Annotated in this window: 24 protein-coding genes and 1 other annotated feature; of the genes, 14 read left to right on the top strand and 10 right to left on the bottom strand. The window is 56.9% G+C overall.

From position 1 onward, the window contains the following. Positions 1-202: 202 nt before the first annotated feature. The 4 genes from yqaB (at position 203) to luxS (ending at position 3521) form a co-directional block, all read left to right on the top strand. Positions 203-769 carry a fructose-1-phosphate/6-phosphogluconate phosphatase gene (yqaB, locus tag ADK28_RS07075; RefSeq protein ID WP_004932523.1) on the top strand — a complete coding sequence of 189 codons (567 nt, stop codon included), beginning with the start codon at positions 203-205 and terminating at the stop codon, positions 767-769. After that, the gene (locus tag ADK28_RS07070) at positions 766-1194 is read left to right on the top strand and encodes a YqaA family protein (protein ID WP_025159656.1); all 429 of its coding nucleotides are present in this window, start codon (positions 766-768) and stop codon (positions 1192-1194) included. The genes yqaB and ADK28_RS07070 overlap by 4 nt, the downstream gene beginning before the upstream one ends. An 82-nt stretch (positions 1195-1276) precedes the next feature. Continuing rightward, entirely contained in the window at positions 1277-2839 is a 1563-nt protein-coding gene (gene gshA / locus ADK28_RS07065; RefSeq protein ID WP_025301637.1) for a glutamate--cysteine ligase, read from the top strand. 166 nt (positions 2840-3005) lie between these two features. After that, positions 3006-3521, top strand: a complete 516-nt coding sequence (gene luxS / locus ADK28_RS07060) for an S-ribosylhomocysteine lyase (protein ID WP_004932513.1) — start codon at positions 3006-3008, stop codon at positions 3519-3521. Between the two features lie 65 nt (positions 3522-3586). Here luxS and ADK28_RS07055 read toward each other — a convergent pair whose 3' ends face one another. Then, the gene (locus ADK28_RS07055; RefSeq protein ID WP_016929024.1) at positions 3587-4876 is read right to left on the bottom strand and encodes an HlyC/CorC family transporter; all 1290 of its coding nucleotides are present in this window, start codon (positions 4874-4876) and stop codon (positions 3587-3589) included. A 42-nt stretch (positions 4877-4918) separates the two neighbouring features. Next, the gene (locus ADK28_RS07050) at positions 4919-5710 is read right to left on the bottom strand and encodes a cytochrome C assembly family protein (protein ID WP_004932506.1); all 792 of its coding nucleotides are present in this window, start codon (positions 5708-5710) and stop codon (positions 4919-4921) included. A 169-nt stretch (positions 5711-5879) separates the two neighbouring features. Between ADK28_RS07050 and ffh the strand changes: the two genes are divergently transcribed. The 5 genes from ffh to rplS all read left to right on the top strand — a co-directional run bounded on the left by ffh (position 5880) and on the right by rplS (position 9496). Continuing rightward, on the top strand, positions 5880-7241 hold the full coding sequence (ffh, locus tag ADK28_RS07045; protein ID WP_004932504.1) for a signal recognition particle protein: 1362 nt from the start codon (positions 5880-5882) through the stop codon (positions 7239-7241). A gap of 214 nt (positions 7242-7455) precedes the next feature. Further along, a complete protein-coding gene (gene rpsP / locus ADK28_RS07040) occupies positions 7456-7704 on the top strand; it encodes a 30S ribosomal protein S16 (protein WP_004932501.1) in 249 nt (82 codons plus the stop codon). A gap of 18 nt (positions 7705-7722) precedes the next feature. Further along, positions 7723-8271, top strand: coding sequence for a ribosome maturation factor RimM (gene rimM, locus ADK28_RS07035; protein WP_019455135.1), 549 nt, complete (start codon positions 7723-7725; stop codon positions 8269-8271). A gap of 52 nt (positions 8272-8323) precedes the next feature. Continuing rightward, positions 8324-9091, top strand: coding sequence for a tRNA (guanosine(37)-N1)-methyltransferase TrmD (trmD, locus tag ADK28_RS07030; protein ID WP_033641288.1), 768 nt, complete (start codon positions 8324-8326; stop codon positions 9089-9091). A gap of 48 nt (positions 9092-9139) precedes the next feature. Beyond that, a complete protein-coding gene (gene rplS / locus ADK28_RS07025; protein ID WP_015376707.1) occupies positions 9140-9496 on the top strand; it encodes a 50S ribosomal protein L19 in 357 nt (118 codons plus the stop codon). 143 nt (positions 9497-9639) lie between these two features. On the opposite strand, the gene ADK28_RS07020 is transcribed toward rplS, so the two are convergent. From ADK28_RS07020 to ADK28_RS07005, 4 genes are all read right to left on the bottom strand, one after another. Further along, positions 9640-9867: an ogr/Delta-like zinc finger family protein gene (locus ADK28_RS07020; protein WP_048795269.1), complete on the bottom strand. Its 228-nt coding sequence runs from the start codon at positions 9865-9867 to the stop codon at positions 9640-9642. Positions 9868-9931: 64 nt separating this feature from the next. Beyond that, a complete protein-coding gene (locus ADK28_RS07015) occupies positions 9932-10447 on the bottom strand; it encodes a lysozyme (protein ID WP_048795268.1) in 516 nt (171 codons plus the stop codon). Next, on the bottom strand, positions 10431-10652 hold the full coding sequence (locus tag ADK28_RS07010) for an HP1 family phage holin (protein WP_016929019.1): 222 nt from the start codon (positions 10650-10652) through the stop codon (positions 10431-10433). Before ADK28_RS07010 ends, ADK28_RS07015 begins: the two co-directional genes overlap by 17 nt. Positions 10653-10895: 243 nt before the next feature. Next, positions 10896-11660 carry a DUF481 domain-containing protein gene (locus ADK28_RS07005; RefSeq protein ID WP_028127834.1) on the bottom strand — a complete coding sequence of 255 codons (765 nt, stop codon included), beginning with the start codon at positions 11658-11660 and terminating at the stop codon, positions 10896-10898. Positions 11661-12155: 495 nt separating this feature from the next. On the opposite strand from ADK28_RS07005, the gene ADK28_RS07000 reads away from it, so the two are divergent. Both ADK28_RS07000 and tyrA read left to right on the top strand, forming a co-directional pair. Then, positions 12156-13232 carry a 3-deoxy-7-phosphoheptulonate synthase gene (locus ADK28_RS07000; RefSeq protein ID WP_016929016.1) on the top strand — a complete coding sequence of 359 codons (1077 nt, stop codon included), beginning with the start codon at positions 12156-12158 and terminating at the stop codon, positions 13230-13232. Positions 13233-13235: 3 nt separating this feature from the next. Next, a complete protein-coding gene (gene tyrA, locus ADK28_RS06995) occupies positions 13236-14357 on the top strand; it encodes a bifunctional chorismate mutase/prephenate dehydrogenase (protein ID WP_048795267.1) in 1122 nt (373 codons plus the stop codon). A gap of 53 nt (positions 14358-14410) precedes the next feature. Here tyrA and pheA read toward each other — a convergent pair whose 3' ends face one another. From pheA to bamD, 4 genes are all read right to left on the bottom strand, one after another. After that, complete coding sequence (gene pheA, locus ADK28_RS06990) at positions 14411-15568, bottom strand: bifunctional chorismate mutase/prephenate dehydratase (protein ID WP_033641293.1); 1158 nt, start codon at positions 15566-15568, stop codon at positions 14411-14413. A gap of 42 nt (positions 15569-15610) precedes the next feature. Then, positions 15611-15737 (bottom strand) — a sequence feature (Phe leader region). Further along, positions 15689-15736: a hypothetical protein gene (locus tag ADK28_RS31345; protein ID WP_101428074.1), complete on the bottom strand. Its 48-nt coding sequence runs from the start codon at positions 15734-15736 to the stop codon at positions 15689-15691. It overlaps the preceding feature by 48 nt. 122 nt (positions 15738-15859) lie before the next feature. Beyond that, on the bottom strand, positions 15860-16201 hold the full coding sequence (raiA, locus tag ADK28_RS06985; protein ID WP_004932457.1) for a ribosome-associated translation inhibitor RaiA: 342 nt from the start codon (positions 16199-16201) through the stop codon (positions 15860-15862). A gap of 312 nt (positions 16202-16513) precedes the next feature. Further along, a complete protein-coding gene (gene bamD, locus ADK28_RS06980; protein ID WP_004932456.1) occupies positions 16514-17245 on the bottom strand; it encodes an outer membrane protein assembly factor BamD in 732 nt (243 codons plus the stop codon). 131 nt (positions 17246-17376) lie between these two features. Between bamD and rluD the strand changes: the two genes are divergently transcribed. The 3 genes from rluD (at position 17377) to clpB (ending at position 21789) form a co-directional block, all read left to right on the top strand. Beyond that, positions 17377-18354, top strand: coding sequence for a 23S rRNA pseudouridine(1911/1915/1917) synthase RluD (gene rluD, locus ADK28_RS06975; protein WP_028127833.1), 978 nt, complete (start codon positions 17377-17379; stop codon positions 18352-18354). Next, entirely contained in the window at positions 18354-19085 is a 732-nt protein-coding gene (gene yfiH, locus ADK28_RS06970) for a purine nucleoside phosphorylase YfiH (RefSeq protein WP_048795266.1), read from the top strand. Before rluD ends, yfiH begins: the two co-directional genes overlap by 1 nt. Before the next feature lie 130 nt (positions 19086-19215). Continuing rightward, on the top strand, positions 19216-21789 hold the full coding sequence (gene clpB / locus ADK28_RS06965; RefSeq protein WP_025301647.1) for an ATP-dependent chaperone ClpB: 2574 nt from the start codon (positions 19216-19218) through the stop codon (positions 21787-21789). Positions 21790-21984: the final 195 nt, after the last annotated feature.

The raw sequence follows: 21984 nt of genomic DNA, 5'->3' as shown, positions 1-21984 counted from the left end.
GTTCGAATCCTCCCGGATGCACCATCTAAGAGAAACCCGCCTTGGCGGGTTTTTCGTTTTTCAGCATTTAGCCATTCTCTCTTCACCCCTTTCCTTCTTTGCACTCGATCGATCACAGCACATTCCGCTATGACGCAGTCAGCGACAACCCAACGGCTTTACGCTAAAGTAGTTTTCTTTCCTCAACGATCATGGAGTAACGATGTACGACCGCTATCAGGGTCTTATTTTCGACATGGACGGCACGATTCTGGACACCGAGCCAACGCACCGCAAAGCGTGGAGTGAAGTGCTGTCGCGTTATGGCATGACGTTTGATGAAGCGGCTATGGTGGCGCTGAGCGGTTCACCGACCTGGCGCATCGCACAGGCGATTATCGCCAGCCACCAGGCCGATCTCGATCCCCATCATCTGGCCGCGGAGAAAACCCGCGCGGTGGAGGCGATGCTGTTGGACAGCGTGCGCCCGTTGCCGCTGATCGAGGTGGTAAAATCCTATCACGGTCGCCGTCCGATGGCGGTCGGTACCGGCAGCGAGCACCGCATGGCGGAAATGCTGCTGCGTCATCTCGGCCTGTTCAACTGCTTCGACGCGATCGTCGGTGCGGACGACGTACAGCGCCATAAACCGGAGCCGGACACCTTCCTGCGCTGCGCAGAACTTATCGGCGTGCCGCCGGAGAAGTGCGTGGTGTTTGAAGACGCCGAGTTCGGCATCCAGGCGGCAAAAAGCGCCGGTATGGACGTGGTAGACGTTCGCACGCTGTGAGTAGTACGCTAGCCGTAATATCGTTATTTGGCAGCAGCTTCCTCAGTGCGACGCTGCTGCCGGGAAATTCAGAAATCGTTCTGGTCGCTTTGCTGACCCAGAGTCGCGTCTCGCCGGAATTGCTGGTGCTGGCCGCGACCCTGGGCAACACGCTGGGCGGCTTGACCAATGTCATTATCGGGCGCCTGTTACCGGCGTTGAAACCACAGCGGGGGCTGGCAACGGCGCTCGGGTGGCTGCAACGCTTCGGCCCGGCTGCGCTGTTGCTCAGTTGGGTGCCGGTGGTGGGCGATTTGTTGTGCGTGTTGGCAGGTTGGCTGCGCATGCCCTGGGGCTCTGTCGCGCTGTTTCTGTGTATCGGAAAGGCGCTGCGTTACATCGTTTTGACTATGATAACGGTACAGGGCATCGCCTGGTGGCAGTAACCAAGTGAATATAACTCAATATTCTCTCGGGTGCGGATTCAGTATGCTTACGAGTTATTGTTTTTAGAAGCGGGAGGTCAATTTGATCCCGGACGTATCACAGGCGCTTTCTTGGTTGGAAGCCCATCCTCAGGCATTAAAAGGCATTCGTCGCGGCATCGAGCGTGAAACGCTGCGAGTCACGCCGAACGGCACCTTGGCGACTACCGGGCATCCGGAAAAGCTGGGGGCGGCATTGACGCACCACTGGATCACCACGGATTTCGCCGAGGCGCTGTTAGAGTTCATTACGCCGGTTGATGACAATATCGATCACCTGCTGACGTTCCTGCGCGATATTCATCGCTACGTGGCGCGCAATATTGGCGATGAGCGCATGTGGCCGCTCAGCATGCCGTGCTTTATCGAAGCCGAGCAGGATATTGAGCTGGCGCAGTTCGGTTCTTCAAACATCGGCCGCATGAAGACGCTGTACCGCGAAGGGTTGAAGAATCGCTATGGCGCGTTGATGCAGACCATTTCCGGCGTGCACTACAACTTCTCGCTGCCGCTGGAGTTTTGGCAGGCCTGGGCTGGCGTGCAGGACGCAGAAAGTGGTAAAGAGCAGATCTCGGCGGGGTATTTCCGCCTGATCCGCAACTATTACCGTTTCGGTTGGGTGATCCCGTATCTGTTCGGCGCATCGCCAGCCATTTGTTCTTCGTTCCTCAAAGGACGCGAGACCACTCTGCCGTTCGAACGCACCGAGCAGGGGATGTGCTATCTGCCGTACGCCACCTCGCTGCGTCTGAGCGACCTGGGTTACACCAACAAGTCGCAGAGTAATCTGGGCATCACCTTCAACGATCTGCACAGCTATGTGGCCGGTTTGAAGCGGGCGATCGTTACGCCTTCCGAAGAGTTCGCCAAGCTGGGCGTGAAAGAGGGTGACCGCTACCTGCAGTTGAACAGTAACGTGCTGCAAATCGAAAACGAGCTGTATGCGCCGATCCGGCCGAAGCGCGTGACCAAAAGCGGCGAGACGCCGTCAGACGCGCTGCTGCGCGGCGGTATCGAATACATCGAAGTGCGTTCGCTGGATATCAACCCGTTCTCGCCGATCGGCGTGGATGCGGTGCAGGCGCGTTTCCTGGATCTGTTCCTGGTGTGGTGCGCGCTGGCCGATGCGCCGGAGATGAGCAGCGATGAACTGCTGTGCACGCGCAAGAACTGGAACCGGGTGATTCTGGAAGGGCGCAAGCCGGGCCAGACCATCGGCATCGGCTGTGGCGCCAGCCATGAACCGCTGGAAAACGTGGGCAAGGCGCTGTTCGCCGATCTGCGTCGGGTCGCGGAAGTGTTGGACGGCGAAGCCGGCAACCGTCAATACCAGCAGGTGTGCGATGAGCTGGTCGCCGCATTTGACGACCCTGAGCTGACCTTCTCCGCGCGCATTCTGAAGGCGATGAAGGCGGAAGGCACCGGGCGCGTCGGTCTGCAGCTGGCGGAGCAGTATCGCCAGACATTGCTGGAAGAGCCGTTGGAAATCCTGAACGAAGCCGAGCTGGATAAAGAGCGGGAAGCTTCTTGGCAGCGTCAACGCGACATAGAAGCCAATGATACGCTAAGCTTTGAAGCGTTCCTGAAGCAAAACGGCGGAAGCTGAAAAAGAAAAAGGCCACATCAATGTGGCCAAATATGCATCTCTGATGACAGGGATGATGATAACAAATGCGCGTCTTTCACATACTCAGACTCGCAGGGTTGGAAAAGGTTTCCCGGTTAGGAAAAAAAGTTTCGAAATAAATGCTCTTTTACGAGGAGGTAGCGAAATGCCATTGCTGGATAGCTTTACCGTCGATCATACCCGTATGGCAGCCCCGGCTGTCCGCGTTGCGAAAACCATGAAAACGCCTCATGGCGATACCATCACGGTATTTGATCTGCGCTTTTGCCGCCCGAACCTGGAAGTGATGCCCGAACGCGGCATTCACACGCTGGAACACCTGTTCGCCGGCTTTATGCGCGACCACCTGAACGGCCAGGGCGTGGAGATTATCGACATCTCCCCAATGGGCTGCCGCACCGGTTTCTACATGAGCCTGATCGGCGTGCCGGAAGAGCAGCGCGTTGCCGATGCCTGGAAAGCGGCGATGGCCGACGTGCTGAAAGTGACCGACCAGCGCAAGATCCCTGAGCTGAACGAGTACCAGTGTGGTACCTACCACATGCACTCGCTGGAAGAAGCGCAGGAAATCGCCAAGCACATTCTGGATAACGGCGTGGTGGTGAACCACAACGACGAGCTGGCGCTGCCGAAAGAGAAGCTGCAGGAGCTGCATATCTGACCGTACGTTTCCCGCAGAAACAAAAAAGACGCGATTTCGCGTCTTTTTTACGTTCTGGCCGAGGACTAATGATGGCCGACGCTGGACTGCAGCGAGGTGATCGGCGTGACCCGCACCTGTTTAATCATGTTGCCCTGCACGTCGAGGATGTCGATATCGTAATGGCCGATACGCACCCGTGTGCCGATTTCGGGGATCTCTTCCAGTTCTTCCAGCAGCATACCGTTGACGGTACGGGCTTCATTGGCCGGCAAGGTCCAGTTGAAGGCCTTGTTCAGCTCCCGCACGTTGGCGGTGCCGTCGATCAAGACCGAACCGTCGCTCTGCGGCGTGACTTCTTCCGCCAGCGTCGGTGACATCGAGGTGGTGAAATCGCCGACGATCTCTTCGAGAATGTCTTCCACCGTGACCAGGCCCTGAATGTCGCCGTACTCGTCGACCACGATGCCGACCTTCTCTTTATTGCGCTGGAATTTCACCAGCTGCACGTTGAGCGGCGTGCCTTCCGGTACGAAGTAGATCTCATCGGCGGCGCGCAGCAGGTTCTCTTTGTTGAACTCTTTTTTCTCGGTCATCAGGCGATAGGCTTCGCGCACGCGCAGCATGCCGATCGCATCGTCCAGCGAGCTGCGATACAGCACGATGCGGCCGTGTGGCGAGTGGGTCAGCTGGCGCATGATCGACTTCCAGTCGTCGTTGACGTCGATGCCGACGATCTCGGTGCGCGGCACCATGATGTCGTTGACCGTCACCTTTTCCAGATCCAGCACCGAGATCAGCATGTCCTGATTGCGGCGGGAGATCTGCGACTGGGATTCACGCACGATAGTGCGCAGCTCATCCTTGCTGACGGCGTCGCTGATGCGCACGTTGGTGCGAATGCCGAACAGGCGCAAGGTCAGGCTGGTGATGCCGTTGAGCAGCCAGACCAGCGGGAACATCACCTTTTGCAGCGGCGCCAGCAAGACGCTGCTGGGGAAGGCGATGCGTTCCGGATAGAGCGCGGCGAAGGTTTTCGGCAGCACTTCGGCGAACAGCAGCACGGCGAAAGTCAGTATGCCGGTCGCAATCGCCACGCCGAGATCGCCATACAGCCGCATGCCGACGATGGTCGCCAGCGCCGAGGCAAGGATGTTGACCAGGTTGTTGCCGATCAGCACCAGGCCGATCAGCCGATCCGGTTTTTGCAGCAGCTTCTCCACCCGGCGCGCCGAGCGGTTGCCCTGTTTGGACAGGTGACGCAGGCGATAACGGTTGAGCGTCATCATGCCGGTTTCGGAAGCGGAGAAGTAAGCGGAGACCACGATCATGATCACCAGGATAATGATGAGAGTCCCCGTCGACACATGCTCCAATGCAGTATTCCTTATAGAGAGGGAAAGTTGAACCGGGCTGGCTCAGCGCACCATCACCTGTTGAATCAGACGGCTGCCGAAGTAGGCGAGCGTCAGCAGGAAGGCGCCGGCGAAGCTGAACCAGACGACGCGGCGGCCGCGCCAGCCTTCATGGTAATGGCCCCACAGCAACACGATATACACGAACCAGGCCATGATCGACAACACGGCTTTATGCACGTTTTCTTTGCTGAACAGATTATCCATGTACAGCAGGCCGGTGCACAGGGTGAGCGTCAGCAGCACCACGCCGATCTGGGTGATATGGAACATCTTGCGCTCGATGCTCATCAGCGGCGGCATGTCGGCGCTGAAGGTCAGCTTCTTGTTTTTCAACAGGTAGTCGAGCCAGGCGAGCTGTAAGGCGTAGAGCGCGGCGATGATCAGGGTGGCGTAAGAGAATAGCGCCAGGCCGATATGCACCATCAATTCCGGGCTGGCTTCCAGGTGAGTGATGAACTCGCCGGGCATGAAGCTGGCGAAGGCCAGATTGATCATCGCGAAGCTGTAGACGATCGGCAGCAGGAACCAGCCGCGATCGCGTGAAGCGACGAAGGTCATCACCGAACAGATGATCAGGCTGACGATAGAACCAATGTTCAGCAGGCTGAGATTCTGCCCGGCGCTGACGTCAAAGATGCGCTGCTGCAGCGCGATGGCGTGGCAAATCAACGCCACCACCGCCGAGACGAGGGCGAGCCGACGGTATGCGCTGTTCTTCCGCAACAAGCTGGGAATGATCAGTCCAAGGCTGAGCAGGTAGGCCATCAAAGCCACAATGGAGAAAACTGGCATAACGTTTAATTTTGCTTCGGCGTGGTTAATTGGAGTGTCAGTATAGCGTTGCGCGCGTTTCACTCCAACCTATCTCCAACGCTGAGGCAGAGATCCTGCGCGCTTCGTGTTATCATCGGCGCAATTGTGTCGCCGGAGCGGCCTGTCATTACACGTTGAGCATGAGACGATGTTTGAAAATTTAACCGATCGATTGTCGCGCACGTTGCGCAATATCAGCGGCCGCGGGCGGCTGACCGAAGAGAATATCAAGGAAACCCTGCGTGAAGTGCGTATGGCATTGCTGGAAGCGGACGTCGCGCTGCCGGTGGTGCGCGACTTCATCAACCGCGTCAAAGAGAGCGCGGTTGGCCATGAAGTCAACAAGAGCCTGACGCCGGGGCAGGAGTTCGTCAAGATCGTCAAAGGCGAGCTGATCGCCGCGATGGGCGAAGTCAACACCGAGCTGAATCTGGCGGCCCAACCGCCGGCCGTGGTGCTGATGGCGGGCCTGCAGGGCGCCGGTAAAACCACCAGCGTCGGTAAGCTCGGCAAGTTCCTGAAAGAAAAACAGAAGAAGAAAGTGTTGGTGGTTTCCGCGGACGTTTATCGCCCGGCGGCGATCAAACAGCTGGAAACGCTGGCGGAAGGCGTCGGCATCGACTTCTTCCCGTCTGACGTCAAAGAAAAACCGATCGACATCGTCAATCGCGCGCTGCAACAGGCCAAGCTGAAGTTCTACGATGTCCTTATTGTCGATACCGCCGGCCGCTTGCACGTTGACGAAGCGATGATGGACGAGATCAAACAGGTGCACGCGGCGATCAAGCCGGTGGAAACCCTGTTCGTGGTCGACGCCATGACCGGCCAGGACGCCGCCAATACCGCCAAGGCGTTTAACGAAGCGCTGCCGCTGACCGGCGTGGTGCTGACCAAGGTCGACGGCGATGCGCGCGGCGGTGCTGCGTTGTCCATCCGCCATATCACCGGCAAGCCGATCAAGTTCCTCGGCGTCGGCGAGAAGACCGAAGCGCTGGAGCCGTTTTACCCGGATCGCGTGGCATCGCGCATCCTGGGCATGGGCGACGTGCTGTCGCTGATCGAAGATATCGAAAGCAAGGTCGACCGCGAGCAGGCGGAGAAGCTGGCCAACAAGCTGAAGAAGGGCGACGGTTTCGATCTGACCGACTTCCTGGAGCAGCTCAAGCAGATGCGCAACATGGGCGGCATGGCCAACATGCTGAGCAAGCTGCCGGGCGCCGGCCAACTGCCGGACAACGTCAAATCGCAGATGGACGACAAAGTGCTGGTGCGCATGGAGGCGATCATCAACTCGATGACGCTGAAAGAGCGCGCCAAACCGGAAATCATCAAGGGCTCGCGCAAGCGCCGCATCGCGATGGGGGCCGGCATGCAGGTGCAGGACGTCAACCGCTTGCTGAAGCAGTTCGACGAAATGCAGCGTATGATGAAGAAGATGAAGAAAGGCGGTATGGCGAAGATGATGCGCGGCATGAAAGGCATGATGCCGCCGGGCTTCCCAGGCCGCTGACGGGCCCCCGCACGCTGAGTGCGGGCGCTTTCAGCATTCGCCGTTCGCGGTGAAAACCGCCCGGAATTTGACAGGCTGCAAAAGTTGTCCCCTGCGATCGACGCTTTAGATTGCTTTTTGCGCCAAAATGAGTAAAATTTTCGGGCTTTTTATATTGCAACCGGGCCCCGTCCCTCAATGGGGCCCGGCTGTTTTATTAACTAAAGAGGATGTTATGGTAACAATTCGTTTGGCACGTGGCGGCGCTAAAAAGCGTCCGTTCTATCAAGTAGTAGTGACCGACAGCCGCAACGCTCGTGATGGTCGTTTCATCGAGCGCGTAGGCTTCTTCAACCCGATCGCTTCCGGTCAGGCTGAAGCACTGCGTCTGGACCTGGACCGCATCGAGCACTGGGTTGGTCTGGGTGCAACCGTTTCTGATCGCGTTCACGCGCTGATCAAAGACGCTAAGAAAGCAGCTTAATCTGTCGCGGTGGTGGCAATGAGCAAGCAACTCAAACCGGTAGCGCCTAAGCAGCCGATTGTACTCGGTAAAATGGGTTCCGCTTACGGCATTCGTGGTTGGCTCAGAGTGTTTTCATCCACCGAGAACGCCGAAAGCATTTTTGACTATCAGCCGTGGTTTATCCAGCAGGCGGGTCAGTGGCAGCATATCGAGTTGGAAGACTGGAAGCGCCACAGTCAGGATCTGATCATCAAGGTCAAAGGCATTGACGATCGGGACGCGGCGAATCTGCTGACTAATCGCGAGATTATGGTGGATTCTGAGCAACTTCCTCCGCTGGAGGGTGACGATTACTACTGGAAAGACCTGATGGGCTGCCAGGTAGTCACCACCGCCGGCTACGAGCTGGGTAAAGTCATTGATATGATGGAAACCGGCTCGAACGATGTGATGGTTGTGAAAGCGAACCTGAAAGATGCGTTCGGCATGAAGGAGCGGTTGATTCCGTTTCTTCATGGGCAGGTTATCAAGAAAGTCGATCTCACTGCCCGCGTGATTGAGGCAGATTGGGATCCTGGTTTTTGACCCCCGGATCAAACGGTCGAAGCAAGTGGAATAACGGTAAGGGGATTGGCTTGTGTTCATCGGTATTGTAAGCCTGTTTCCTGAGATGTTCCGCGCTATCACCGATTACGGGGTGACTGGCCGGGCAGTAAAAAATGGCCTGCTGAGCGTGCAGTGTTGGAGTCCTCGCGACTTCACCTACGACCGGCATCGCACCGTGGACGATCGCCCTTACGGCGGCGGCCCGGGAATGCTGATGATGGTGCAACCTTTACGGGAAGCCATTCATGCGGCGAAAGCAGCGGCAGGCGAGGGAGCAAAGGTGATTTATCTGTCACCTCAGGGGCGCAAGCTGGATCAAACCGGCGTGTGCGAACTCGCGGCCAATCAGAAGATGATTCTGGTGTGCGGCCGTTACGAAGGGGTAGACGAGCGCGTAATCCAAACCGAAATTGACGAAGAATGGTCAATCGGCGATTACGTTCTCAGCGGCGGGGAACTGCCGGCGATGACCCTGATTGATTCAGTCGCCCGTTTCATACCGGGTGTGCTGGGCCATCAGGCCTCAGCGGAGGAAGACTCCTTCGCCGACGGATTGCTGGACTGCCCGCACTATACCCGCCCCGAGGTGTTGGAAGGGATGGAGGTACCGCCGGTTCTGCTGTCGGGCAACCATGCCGAGATACGTCGCTGGCGCTTAAAGCAGTCGCTGGGCCGAACCTGGCTTAGAAGACCTGAACTTCTAGAAAGCCTAGCTCTGACTGACGAGCAAGCGGTGTTGCTGGCTGAGTTCCAACGGGAACATCAGGCCAGGCAACAGGACTATGAAGGAAACGTCTGACATCAGACGGGACCGATATATCAGTTTACCTAGGGTAAGAGACATATTATGAGCAACATTATTAAGCAACTTGAACAAGAGCAGATGAAACAAGACGTACCTGCATTCCGTCCGGGTGATTCCGTGGAAGTGAAGGTATGGGTCGTTGAAGGTAGCAAAAAACGTCTGCAGGCATTCGAGGGCGTGGTTATCGCTATCCGTAACCGCGGTCTGCACTCTGCATTCACTGTTCGTAAGATTTCCAACGGCGAAGGTGTTGAGCGCGTATTCCAGACTCACTCCCCAGTAATCGACAGCATTACTGTTAAACGTCGTGGTGCCGTTCGTAAAGCTAAACTGTACTACCTGCGTGAACGTACTGGTAAGGCTGCTCGTATCAAAGAGCGTCTGAACCGCGTTAACTAACGCTGCATCCAAAAGTTAATAGTTATCAGGGGTTGGCCTATGCCAACCCCTTTTTTTATCTTAAAACCTCGACAGGTTGCATTTGCGAGATTTCGTCTGCGCACCGCCAACATAATAAAGCCTGCATAAGCAGGCTTTTTGCATTACAGCGCTACGGCGCTGTGTTTCTGCTGACTCTCCGGCGGGTGAGGCTGCGCCGGGATAATGTCATCGCCAGGTTTGACGATCACCCGTGCGACGGATTCGTGCGTGGCGAACGTGCAGCTGCAATTGATGTTGCGGCATTGATGGTAACGCTCTTTGGTCGACTCGCTCAGATAGCGGCTGGAGCGAGTGTGGGCCACGTGACCGCATAATGGACAGTGCATCATAAGAACCCCCTTGAACAAATTAAGTGAAATTGGTGTGGCATCACCACTTAGGCGAGCGAGCCCGTCATGATGAGGCAATGCCTTGCAAGCACAGTGCGCGTTCCATGGCGCGTCGCTGTTCCAGCCCCTTGTTTTTCTTTCCGTTTACGTAAACCCAGCGTGGCAACTGATCGCAGGCCTGCTGCCACTGACCCTGCTGCAGCAGCGCGACCAGCGTGGAATGGCAGGCGGCGCTGATACCCACGTTGAAAGCGAAGGCGATCACCGCATCATAGGTTTGTTGCGAGAGCGTTTGCGGCAGACAGGCGGCCATGCCGCGCTCGGTGCGGCGAACATCGTCGACCAAATCCATCGCGGCTTTGCGTTCATCGATCGCTTTACCAGGGATGACGCCAGCGGTGTGCCCAATGCCCTGCGTCCACACCCCGGCGCTGCACTGGTAAGGCGACAGGCGGCAACCTTCGAGATCGGCGATCAGCCTGAGGCCGGCTTCTGAGGTTTGCAGCTCGCCAAATGACGGCAACAGCACGGCGATGGCCAAAACGGCGGCGACGCTGCAGCGCTTAACGGTTGCACTCATCGTAAATGTTCCTCCGAGATGTCGCATTGCGCTCAATGGCCTTCAAGATCTGCAGGCTTTTACGTCGGTAGTACCAGTTCACCAGAAACGTGCCGATGCCTACCGCCGCACCGACTAAAAAGGCAATGTCCTGCGGAGACAGCTTGCCGAGCCAGGCGAGAAACAGCGCCATGGCGTAGGTGATGAATGAGGTGATTTTCTCCATAGCCTTATGCTCGCTTCGTTTACAGAATCTCGGGAGCCGGAGGCATCGATGCGTGAGAGCTCGCTATCGATATCCATCATGCTCCTGGTCTGTATGATAATTACTGTATATGCATACAGTATTAAGCTATTTGCTAAAGTCGTCAATGGGTGGGATGAATATTTTTAGCAGATTGTGCAAAAGAGGGCAGCCGGCATAAAAAAAGCCCATCGATGATGGGCTTCGAGAAATAATGGGGGGAGATTACAGGCCGTAGACCAGCGTGACCGAGGTCGTCGTGTCGGTGTTCTTCGGCGCCGAGGCCGGCGGTTTGCTGTTGTAGGTCACGGTGTAAGCCACGCGCAATGAGAAGCGATCGTTGATCGCCACGTTCAACGCGCTTTCCGAGTTCAGCGTGGTTTCTTCGTTCGCCAGCGCGGAAACGCCCTGAATGAACTTGGTGTTATCGGTCAACTGATAGGAATAGTTGGCCGCACCATAGGCTAACCCCTTGGTCGCACGGCCGCCGCCATGGTACTCGTCATGGCGCACGCCGGGACCGAATTCCACCCGCAGGTCACTGAGCGGCCCGTTAAGGAGCTGACGGCCGTAGCCGCCGGTCAGCGTGGAGCGTGAGTCGTAACCGTTGAAACGGTCACTCAGCCAGCTGGCCTGACCGAACAGGTAGTTGCGATCGGTCAGGTTATAGCGCGTACGGCCACCGGCCTGGTATTTTTCGGACGAGCGCACGTTGGAGGAGGTGGTGTTGTTGGCCGCCCCCCACAGGCTGTACGCCGCGTCGCTATTGAACCAGGTCATGTTGGTGTTGGCCAACAGGGTGGAGCTCTGCGAGTTGCCTGACTGGGCGTTGTAGCCCGCCTGCACGTTGCCTTCGAACGGTTTCTTGGCGGTGGCCGGATCGTCCATCGCGGTGAAAAGCGTATTGTCGGCAAGGGCTGAAACACTGGTGAAAGTCGTTAAGCAGCAAATATACAGCGGAAAAGCGCGACGAGCGCGAGAAGAGAGCATCTTGGATCCAGTTGTTAAGGGGAATTATTGTTGATGACGATCACATTATATCGGTTCATTTCGGCGACAAAAATAGCCGCCATTAGCTTAAGTTTTTAATTTTTATCCCTCATTTATTCGCTTTTCTTCTACTTAAAATCATCGCTTTTGGCGGCATTTCGTGCTGATCCTGCTTCGCACAGGCGTCGGTGCCGAGATCGGCGGCGTATCTTCGCTGTAAAATAATGTGTACAAATAAATTTACAGATATTCATTTTTCATAGACCGGGTGGCTAAGGTGTGGTAAAGATTTTTTTGATTTATTAACTACATGTATTTGATGTATTTTTATTGGTTTTCCCAACTCTTTTTCAAAGGTGATTTAATCAGAATAATTGTGGTAATTTTTTATTTACGGGAAATGGATTGAAAACTTTACATATCGTGATAGGGTAGAGCCCTGAAACGCTCAATGTTCCATTTCAACGCATAACGCCAAACGACAGGAATAGCATCATGCAAAAAGACGCGCTCAATAACGTACACATCAGTGCAGAACAGGTTCTCATCACGCCGGAGGAGCTGAAGAACCAGTTCCCGCTCAGCGCCGACGACGAAAATGAGATCGCCACTGCGCGCAACACTATCGCCAACATTTTGCAGGGGCGCGATCATCGCCTGTTGGTGGTGTGTGGGCCTTGTTCGATCCACGATCCGGACGCGGCGCTGGACTATGCCCGTCGTTTGAAAACCCTGGCGGCTGACTTGAGCGATCAGCTGTATATCGTTATGCGCGTCTACTTTGAAAAACCCAGAACCACTGTCGGCTGGAAAGGTTTGATCAACGATCCGTACATGGACGGTTCGTTTGACGTTGAAGCAGGCTTGCATATCGCGCGTCGCCTGTTGCTGGATTTAGTGGGCATGGGCTTGCCGTTGGCTACCGAAGCGTTGGATCCGAACAGCCCGCAGTACCTGGGGGACTTGTTCAGCTGGTCGGCGATCGGTGCGCGCACCACCGAATCTCAGACCCACCGCGAAATGGCCTCCGGCCTGTCGATGCCGGTCGGCTTCAAAAACGGCACCGACGGCAGCTTGGGGACCGCCATCAACGCCATGCGCGCCGCCGCTATGCCGCACCGCTTCGTCGGCATCAACCAGGCAGGCCAGGTTTGCCTGCTGCAGACGCAGGGCAACCCGGACGGACACGTGATCCTGCGCGGCGGCAAAACCCCGAACTACAGCGCTGAGCACGTTGCGGCCTGTGAAAAACAGATGCTTGAGGCGGGACTCCATCCGTCCTTGATGATAGATTGCAGCCATGGCAACTCGAATAAAGACTATCGCCGTCAGCCGGCGGTTGCCGAGTCCGTGGTGGAGCAGATCAAGGCGGGTAACCGTTCGATCACCGGCATCATGCTGGAGAGCCATCTGCATGAGGGCAACCAGTCTTCCGAACAGCCGCGTGCAGACATGCGTTACGGGGTGTCCGTCACCGATGCCTGCATCAACTGGGAGAGCACGGAAACTCTGCTGCGTCATATGCATCAGGAACTCGGCGCTGCGCTGACGGCTCGCACGGGAGAAAAGTAAGTTATGGTGGCTGAACTGACCGCGCTGCGCGATCAAATCGATGAGGTGGATAAAGCGCTGCTGGATCTGCTGGCGAAACGCCTGCATCTGGTAGCGGAAGTGGGCGAAGTCAAAAGCCGTCATGGCCTGCCGGTTTACGTACCGGAGCGCGAAGCCGCGATGCTGGCCTCGCGTCGCCAGGAGGCGGAAAACCTCGGGGTGCCGCCGGATCTGATCGAGGACGTCTTGCGCCGCGTGATGCGCGAATCGTACGTCAGCGAGAATGATAAAGGCTTTAAAACTCTGTGTCCGCAGCTGCGGCCGATCGTCATCATCGGCGGCAACGGCCAGATGGGCCGGCTGTTCAACCGCTTGCTGACGCTGTCGGGTTATCAGGTCAGGGGATTGGATCAGGAAGATTGGCCGCAGGCGGAACAGCTGCTGGCAGACGCCGGCATGGTGATCGTTAGCGTGCCGATCCATGTGACCGAGCAGGTGATAAGCCGCCTGCCGACGCTGCCTGCCGACTGTATTCTGGTGGATTTGGCGTCGGTGAAGAACCGTCCGCTGCATGCGATGTTGGCGGCGCACAGCGGCCCTGTGGTGGGATTGCACCCGATGTTCGGCCCGGACGTGGGCAGCGTGGCGAAGCAGGTAGTGGTTTACTGCGACGGCCGCCAGCCGGAGGCTTACCAATGGTTGCTTGAGCAGCTGCAGGTGTGGGGCGCGCGGCTGCATCGCATCAGCGCGGTCGAACACGATCAGAACATGGCGTTTATTCAGGCGCTGCGGCACTTCGCCACCTTCGCCTACGGGTTGCATCTGGCGGAAGAGAACGTGCAACTGGAGCAGTTGCTGGCGCTCTCCTCGCCGATCTACCGGTTGGAGCTGGCGATGGTTGGCCGCCTGTTTGCGCAGGATCCGCAACTTTACGCCGATATCATCATGTCGTCGGAAGAAAACGTGGCGCTGATTAAGCGTTACTACCAGCGCTTCGGCGAGGCGATCAAGCTGTTGGAGCATGGCGACAAACAGGCGTTTATCGACAGTTTCCGCAAGGTGGAGCACTGGTTCGGCGATTACGCCCAACGCTTCCTGGTGGAGAGCCGCACGCTGTTGCGGCAGGCTAACGACAGCCGACAGTAAAACGCGGGCGGTAAACGTAAAGGGTTCGGCTTGGCCGAACCTTTTTTATGGTTTCAGGATGGGTTGACCGGCACCACGGTGTCGCTTGGGTAACAGCCCAGTACCTTCAGCGAGCGGGTGATTGGCGCCAGATCGCGCAGCGCTTTTTGCATCGCGTCGGCACGCAGATTGGCTTGCACATCGATATAAAACATCTCTTCCCACGGATTGCCGTTGATCGGGCGTGATTCCAGTTTGGTCATGATGATGCCGTTGTCGCGCAGAACCAGCAGCGCTTCGACCAACGCGCCGGATTGCTGGCCGGTCGCCATAATCAGCGTGGTTTTGGCCGGCACCTGTTCAGATACGTCGATCGCTTTGCGCGCCAGGACGATAAAGCGAGTGATGTTCTGCTGTTGGTTGGCGAGGTTGTGTTCCAGCACCTGCAGCCCGTACAACGCGCCGCCGGCCTCGCTGCCCAGCGCCGCCACCTTCGGCGAATTCAGCTTGGCGACTTTCTCCATCGCCGCGGCGGTGCTTTCGGTGTACTCGATTTTCCAGTGCGGGAAGCGGTTAAGGAACTGGCTGCACTGTTGGAACGGCTGCGGATGGCTGTAGACGGTTTCAATCTGGCTCAGGTCGCTATCGCCGGCTACCAGAACACAGTGGTCGATCGGGTTGGTCAGTTCGCCGACGATCGACAGGCTGGTGTGCTGCAGCAGATCGTACACCTCGTTAATCGAACCGGAACTGGTATTCTCGATCGGCAAAATTGCGTAGTCCGCCTGGCCGGTTTCCACCTGGGCGAAGATATCCTGAAACTTCTGGCAACCGCATTCGATCAGCCGATCGAAATGGCGGGCGGCATATTGGCGTGCCGCCAGATGTGAATAAGAGCCTTTCGGGCCGAGGAAGGCGATGCGTGCGGCGTGTTGGCTGACAGGGTTGAGCTGGTGCTGCAGCAGCGCCTGCTGGGTCAGGACGGAATCTTCGATAATCAGTTGGAACAGGCGGGTGACGTAGAAGCCGTCCAGGTCGTAGGGTTTGGCGGCGGCGATCAGCGCATCCAGCAGATCGCGTTCGCGCTCTTTGTCGCGGATCGGACGGTGAGAGTGCAGCTTGGTCTTGCCGACTTCGATCGCCAGTTCACGGCGTTCCGCCAGGAGGGCCAACAGTTTCAAGTCCAGTGCGCTGATGCGCTCGCGCAGCACCAATAACGGGTTGTCAGTCATAATCAGCTTCCGCCTTCAATTCTTATTCGTTGTAAAACAGCCATAAAAAAAGCCTCCTGTTTCCAGGAGGCCTTGTTGTTCGTCTTCGCATTCTTTCTTACACGACGAAACGCCTCCCAGTCAGGGGAAGGTAAAAAAGAATGCGAAGAAAAACGGTGTGCGTGGCATGGTCTACCTAAGGTTAATGCGAACAGGTTTTAAAGTAACCGCTGGCTTTTACCCCGTCAACAAAAATACCCGACAAAAAACGCGCCCTCGGGCGCGTTTGATGCGGCAACCGCAGTCGGACGGTTATTCCTGCTCTTGCGTGACTTCCGGCACGATGTCTTTCACGCTGGCATTGCAGCGGCGCGCTTCGCCTTTGTGCTGCACCTTGTTCAGCTGGCGCTCCAGCTTGGCGATCAGCTCATTAACGGCGGTATACATGTCATCATGTTTGGCGCTGGCGACCAGCGGGCCGTTAGGCGTGGTAATGGTAGCATCGGCGACAAACCCTTGCGGTTCTTTGGATAAGACGATATGCGGGTTAATCAGCTGGGTCTGCCATTTTTCCAGTTTGGTGAGACGGTCTTCGACGTGATTGCGGATTGCGGGAGTGATATCCATTTGTTTGCTGGTAATGTTCAATGTCATATAACTTACCTCTCTGTCTTTCCGTCTTGGTGAATCCAGCATACCCCGCTTTTTGTTTAAATGCGTGATGTAAATCACGATTTTTTGTCACTTTTTGCAAAGTTAGTTCAATCTGTGATTCAGCATTTGAATTGGCTATCTAATGCTTGAGAGTTGTCGCCGGATGGCGCATTATTGATGAGTTGACCGGTGAGGAGCACTAGCTAACACCGTGTTTTTACTTGTGTATTTTTCCAGTGAAAACCAGGTCGACGCCAATGAAAACGGCAGCCGAGGCTGCCGTTTTGCTTTTCTGCCGTTGCCGACGCGCGCTTATTGCGGGTTGGCGGCGATCACTTTGGCCACTTTGTCTGCCTGGCCGTTCAGCTGCAGCTGCTTGTAGGCATTTTCCATCAGCGGCAACACGTCGTGCGTCGCTTTGGTATCCGGGAATTCACGCAACATCTGCTCGGCGCGATTAACGACCGCGACGTAAGCACCGCGTTTAGTGTAGTATTCCGCCACCGAAAGCTCATACTTGGCCAAGCGGTCTTTCAGATACACCAAACGCTTGTTGGCGTCGGTCGCGTATTGGCTGTTCGGGTATTGCTGAATCAACTGGCTGAAGTCGCGGAACGCAGCGCGAGCGTGCTGAGGATCGCGGTCAGAACGGTCAACCCCGAAGAAGCCCTGCAGCGCGCTGTCATCAAGCGCCATGTCGGTCAGGCCGCGCATGTACATCACGTAATCGATGTTCGGGTGCGTCGGGTTCAGACGCATGAAGCGATCGATGGATGCCTGAGCCATCGGCAAGTCGGCGGCCTTATAGTAGGCGTAAATCAAATCCAGCTGGACCTGCTGGGAATACGGCCCGAAAGGATAGCGGTTATCTAACGCTTCGAGTTGCGTAATCGCGCCCTTGAAGTTACCGTCCTGCAGTTTTTGCTGCGCGGTAGCATAGATTTCCGAAGGTGGGTTGTCGGGAACCGCATCCTTGGATGTGGAGCAACCTGCCAGCGCCAGGCTCAACGTGGCTGCCGCCACCAGATATTTCATACGCGTCATGACGTTTTGATTATCCTCAGGGTGTTATTCCGGGAGACTGTCCGTTAAGCTCCCGACAAAGACCAGGTACAATAGCACATTATATTAAACGGCATCGCCGTGAAAACCCAACGTTAACGAAGAAGCTGCATATGGCACAACAAGTACAACTCACCGCAACGGTGGCCGAATCTCAACTCGGACAACGTTTAGATCAGGCTTTGGCCGAATTGTTCCCTGATTATTCACGATCTCGCATAAAAGAGTGGATCCTGGGCGATCGGGTGAAGGTCAATGGCAAAACGTCAAACAAACCGAAAGAGAAGGTGCTGGGCGGAGAGACCGTCGCCATCGATGCACAGATTGAAGAAGAGGCGCGTTGGGAGCCACAGGATATCGCGCTGGATATCGTCTATGAAGACAGCGACATCCTGGTGATCAACAAACCGCGCGATTTGGTGGTGCACCCTGGCGCCGGTAACCCGGACGGCACGGTGCTCAATGCGCTGCTGTATCATTACCCGGAAATCGCCGACGTGCCGCGCGCCGGCATCGTGCACCGTCTGGACAAAGACACCACCGGCCTGATGGTGGTGGCGAAAACCGTGCCGGCCCAAACCCGGCTGGTGGAAGCGCTGCAGGCGCGTGAAATCACCCGTGAATACGAAGCAGTGGCGATCGGCACCATGACCGCCGGCGGCACGGTAGAAGAGCCTATCGCGCGTCATTCCACCAAGCGTACCCATATGGCGGTGCACCCGATGGGTAAACCAGCGGTAACGCACTACCGCATCATGGAACACTTCCGCGCACATACCCGCCTGCGCCTGCGCCTGGAAACCGGCCGTACTCACCAGATCCGCGTGCACATGGCCTATATCAGCCATCCGCTGGTGGGCGATCCGCTGTACGGCGGTCGTCCGCGTCCGCCGAAAGGCGCTTCGGAAGCCTTCATCAATACGCTGCGCGGTTTTGACCGTCAGGCGCTGCACGCCACTATGCTGCGTTTGTATCATCCGATTAGCGGTATTCAGATGGAGTGGCATGCGCCGCTGCCGCAGGACATGGTCGATCTGATCAACGCGCTGAAGGCGGACACCGAAGAATTCAAAGATCAGATGGACTGGTAATGAGCTCGCTCATTCTGCCTGACTGGCCGTTGCCTGCCGGCGTTAAGGCCTGCAGCACCACGCGTCGCGGCGGCGTCAGCCTGCCGCCTTATGACTCGCTGAACCTCGGCGCTCACGTCGGTGACGAGGAGCAAGCGGTGAAGCGCAATCGGGAACGATTGGTTATCGCCGCCGGCTTGCCGCAGATGCCGGTGTGGCTCGAGCAGGTGCACGGCACTCGCGTGGTGACGTTGACGGGACAAGCGCCCGCCGATCTGCGGGCGGATGCGGTGTACAGCAACGAGCCGGGGCAGGTGTGTGCCGTGATGACGGCGGATTGTCTGCCGGTGCTGTTCTGCTCGCAGCACGGCGACGAAGTGGCCGCCGCTCACGCCGGCTGGCGTGGGCTATGCCACGGCGTGCTGGAGCAAACCGTGGCGGCGTTCAGCGCCGCGCCGGGCCAAATTAGCGCCTGGCTGGGGCCGGCGATCGGCCCGCAGCAGTTTGAGGTCGGGCCGGAGGTGCGCGCCGCTTTCATGGCGGAAGACGCTGAGGCCGCAGCGGCATTTACCCCGCACGGCGATAAGTTTTTGGCTAATATCTACTTGCTGGCTCGCCAACGCTTGTTGCGGGCGGGCGTTCAGGCCATCTACGGCGGCGACCGCTGTACGGTTAACGAAATGAGCCATTTTTTCTCCTATCGGCGCGACGGAATAACCGGACGTCTGGCAAGTTTAATCTGGCTGATATAACCTATTGAATTAGGACGATCCAACGACGCATGGCGTTGTACCGAAAATTTAGCGTCGAGATAACCTTGAAAATTTGAGGGATGACCTCATTTAATCTCCAGTAGCAATTTCGACCCATCTTGGAGGTGTTATGCGTCTGGATCGTCTTACCAACAAATTCCAGCTTGCCCTCGCCGATGCCCAGTCACTAGCCCTTGGGCACGACAACCAGTTTATTGAACCGCTACATCTGATGAGCGCCCTGCTCAATCAGGAAGGGGGCACGGTTCGTCCACTATTAACTTCCGCAGGTATCGATGCCGGGCGCGTGCGCACCGAAATCGAACAGGCGCTGTCCCGTTTACCGCAGGTAGAAGGCACCGGTGGCGACGTTCAACCGTCCCATGAGCTGGTGCGCGTTTTGAACCTGTGCGACAAGCTGGCGCAGAAGCGCGCGGACAAATTCATTTCTTCCGAGCTGTTTGTGCTTGCGGTGCTGGAAGACCGCGGCTCGTTGACCGACTTGTTGAAAGCGGCCGGCGCGACGGCCGACAAAATCAGCAAAGCCATTGAACAAATGAGAGGCGGTGACAGCGTGGAAGACCAAGGCGCCGAAGACCAACGGCAGGCATTGAAGAAATACACGATCGATCTGACCGAACGCGCCGAGCAGGGCAAGCTTGACCCGGTGATCGGCCGTGACGAAGAGATCCGTCGCACCATTCAGGTGCTGCAACGCCGCACCAAAAACAACCCGGTGCTGATCGGCGAACCTGGCGTAGGTAAAACCGCCATCGTCGAAGGCCTGGCGCAGCGCATCATCAACGGCGAAGTGCCGGAAGGGCTGAAGCACAAGCGCGTATTGTCCCTCGATATGGGCGCCTTGATCGCCGGCGCCAAATACCGCGGCGAGTTTGAAGAGCGCCTGAAAGGCGTGCTCAACGATCTGGCCAAGCAGGAAGGCAGCGTTATCCTGTTTATCGACGAACTGCACACCATGGTCGGCGCCGGTAAGGCGGATGGCGCGATGGATGCGGGTAATATGCTCAAGCCGGCGCTGGCGCGCGGCGAGCTGCACTGCGTCGGTGCCACCACGCTGGATGAGTATCGTCAATATATAGAGAAGGATGCGGCGCTCGAGCGTCGTTTCCAGAAAGTGTATGTGGCGGAGCCGAGCGTGGAAGACACTATCGCTATTCTGCGCGGCCTGAAAGAGCGTTACGAACTACACCACCACGTGCAGATCACCGATCCGGCCATCGTGGCGGCGGCAACGCTTTCGCACCGTTATATCGCCGATCGTCAATTGCCGGACAAGGCTATCGACCTGATCGACGAAGCGGCGTCCAGCATTCGCATGCAGATGGACTCCAAGCCTGAATCGCTCGATCGGCTTGAGCGCCGCATCATTCAGTTGAAGCTGGAACAGCAGGCGCTGAATAAAGAGTCGGACGACGCCAGTAAGAAACGCCTGGATATGCTCAGCGATGAGCTGGGGCAGAAAGAACGCGAATATTCGGAGCTGGAAGAAGAGTGGAAAGCGGAAAAAGCGTCGCTCTCCGGTACTCAGAACATCAAGGCGGAACTCGAGCAGGCCAAAATCACCCTGGAGCAGGCGCGCCGCGTCGGCGATCTGGGGCGGATGTCGGAACTGCAGTACGGCAAGATCCCTGAGCTGGAGAAACAGCTCGCCGCCGCCACGCAGGCCGAAGGCAAGAGCATGAAGCTGCTGCGCAACCGGGTGACCGATGCGGAGATTGCTGAAGTGCTGGCGCGCGCCACAGGGATCCCGGTGGCCAGAATGCTGGAAGGCGAGCGCGACAAGCTGCTGCGTCTGGAGCAAGAGCTGCATTCGCGAGTGATTGGCCAGGACGAAGCGGTCAGCGCGGTCTCTAACGCTATCCGCCGCAGCCGCGCCGGGTTGTCCGATCCTAACCGGCCGATCGGTTCGTTCCTGTTCCTTGGCCCGACCGGGGTGGGGAAAACCGAGCTCTGCAAGGCACTGGCTTCGTTCCTGTTCGACAGCGACGACGCCATGGTGCGTATCGACATGTCCGAGTTTATGGAGAAACACTCCGTTTCGCGTCTGGTCGGCGCGCCTCCGGGTTATGTCGGTTATGAAGAGGGCGGCTACCTGACGGAAGCCGTGCGCCGCCGGCCTTACTCGGTGATTCTGCTGGATGAAGTCGAGAAAGCGCACCCGGACGTATTCAATATTCTGTTGCAGGTGTTGGATGATGGCCGCCTGACCGATGGTCAAGGCCGCACCGTCGATTTCCGCAATACTGTGGTGATCATGACGTCCAACCTGGGGTCCGATCTGATCCAGGAGCATTTCGGTCAGATGAACTACGCGCAGATGAAAGAGTCGGTGATGGAGATGGTGAGTCACCACTTCCGTCCGGAGTTCATCAACCGTATCGACGAAGTGGTGGTGTTCCATCCGCTGGGCGAGAAACACATCGCTGCGATCGCCAAGATTCAGCTGTCGCGTCTGTACAAACGTTTGGAAGAGCGCGGTTACGAAGTGACCATGACCGAACCGGCCCTGGCACTGTTGAGCAAAACCGGTTACGACCCTGTGTATGGTGCGCGTCCGTTGAAACGTGCTATTCAGCAGGAGATCGAGAACCCGCTGGCGCAGCAAATCCTGTCTGGCAAGCTGATCCCCGGCAAGCTGGTAACGCTGGATGTGGAAAACGACCATATCGTTGCACGCCAATAACGACAGTTAAGCGTAATAAAGATGAAAGGGAGCGGGTGACCGCTCCCTTTTCTTTATCTTCGTTTGCCCCTATTTACAGGGTTTGCCGCTATTACTGTGCTAGAACCGGTATTTTTTGACTAATAAATATCCTAAAAAGCCGTTTTTGGTGATTATTTGAACGCTTGAAAAGTTTTTTGCAATTAGGGGTTGCGG

The organism is Serratia sp. 506_PEND (assembly GCF_001076875.1).
Taxonomy (GTDB): Bacteria; Pseudomonadota; Gammaproteobacteria; order Enterobacterales; family Enterobacteriaceae; genus Serratia; species Serratia marcescens.
The sequence above is the reverse complement of the archived record's forward strand: the minus strand, read 5'-3'. Positions and strand labels throughout refer to the sequence as shown.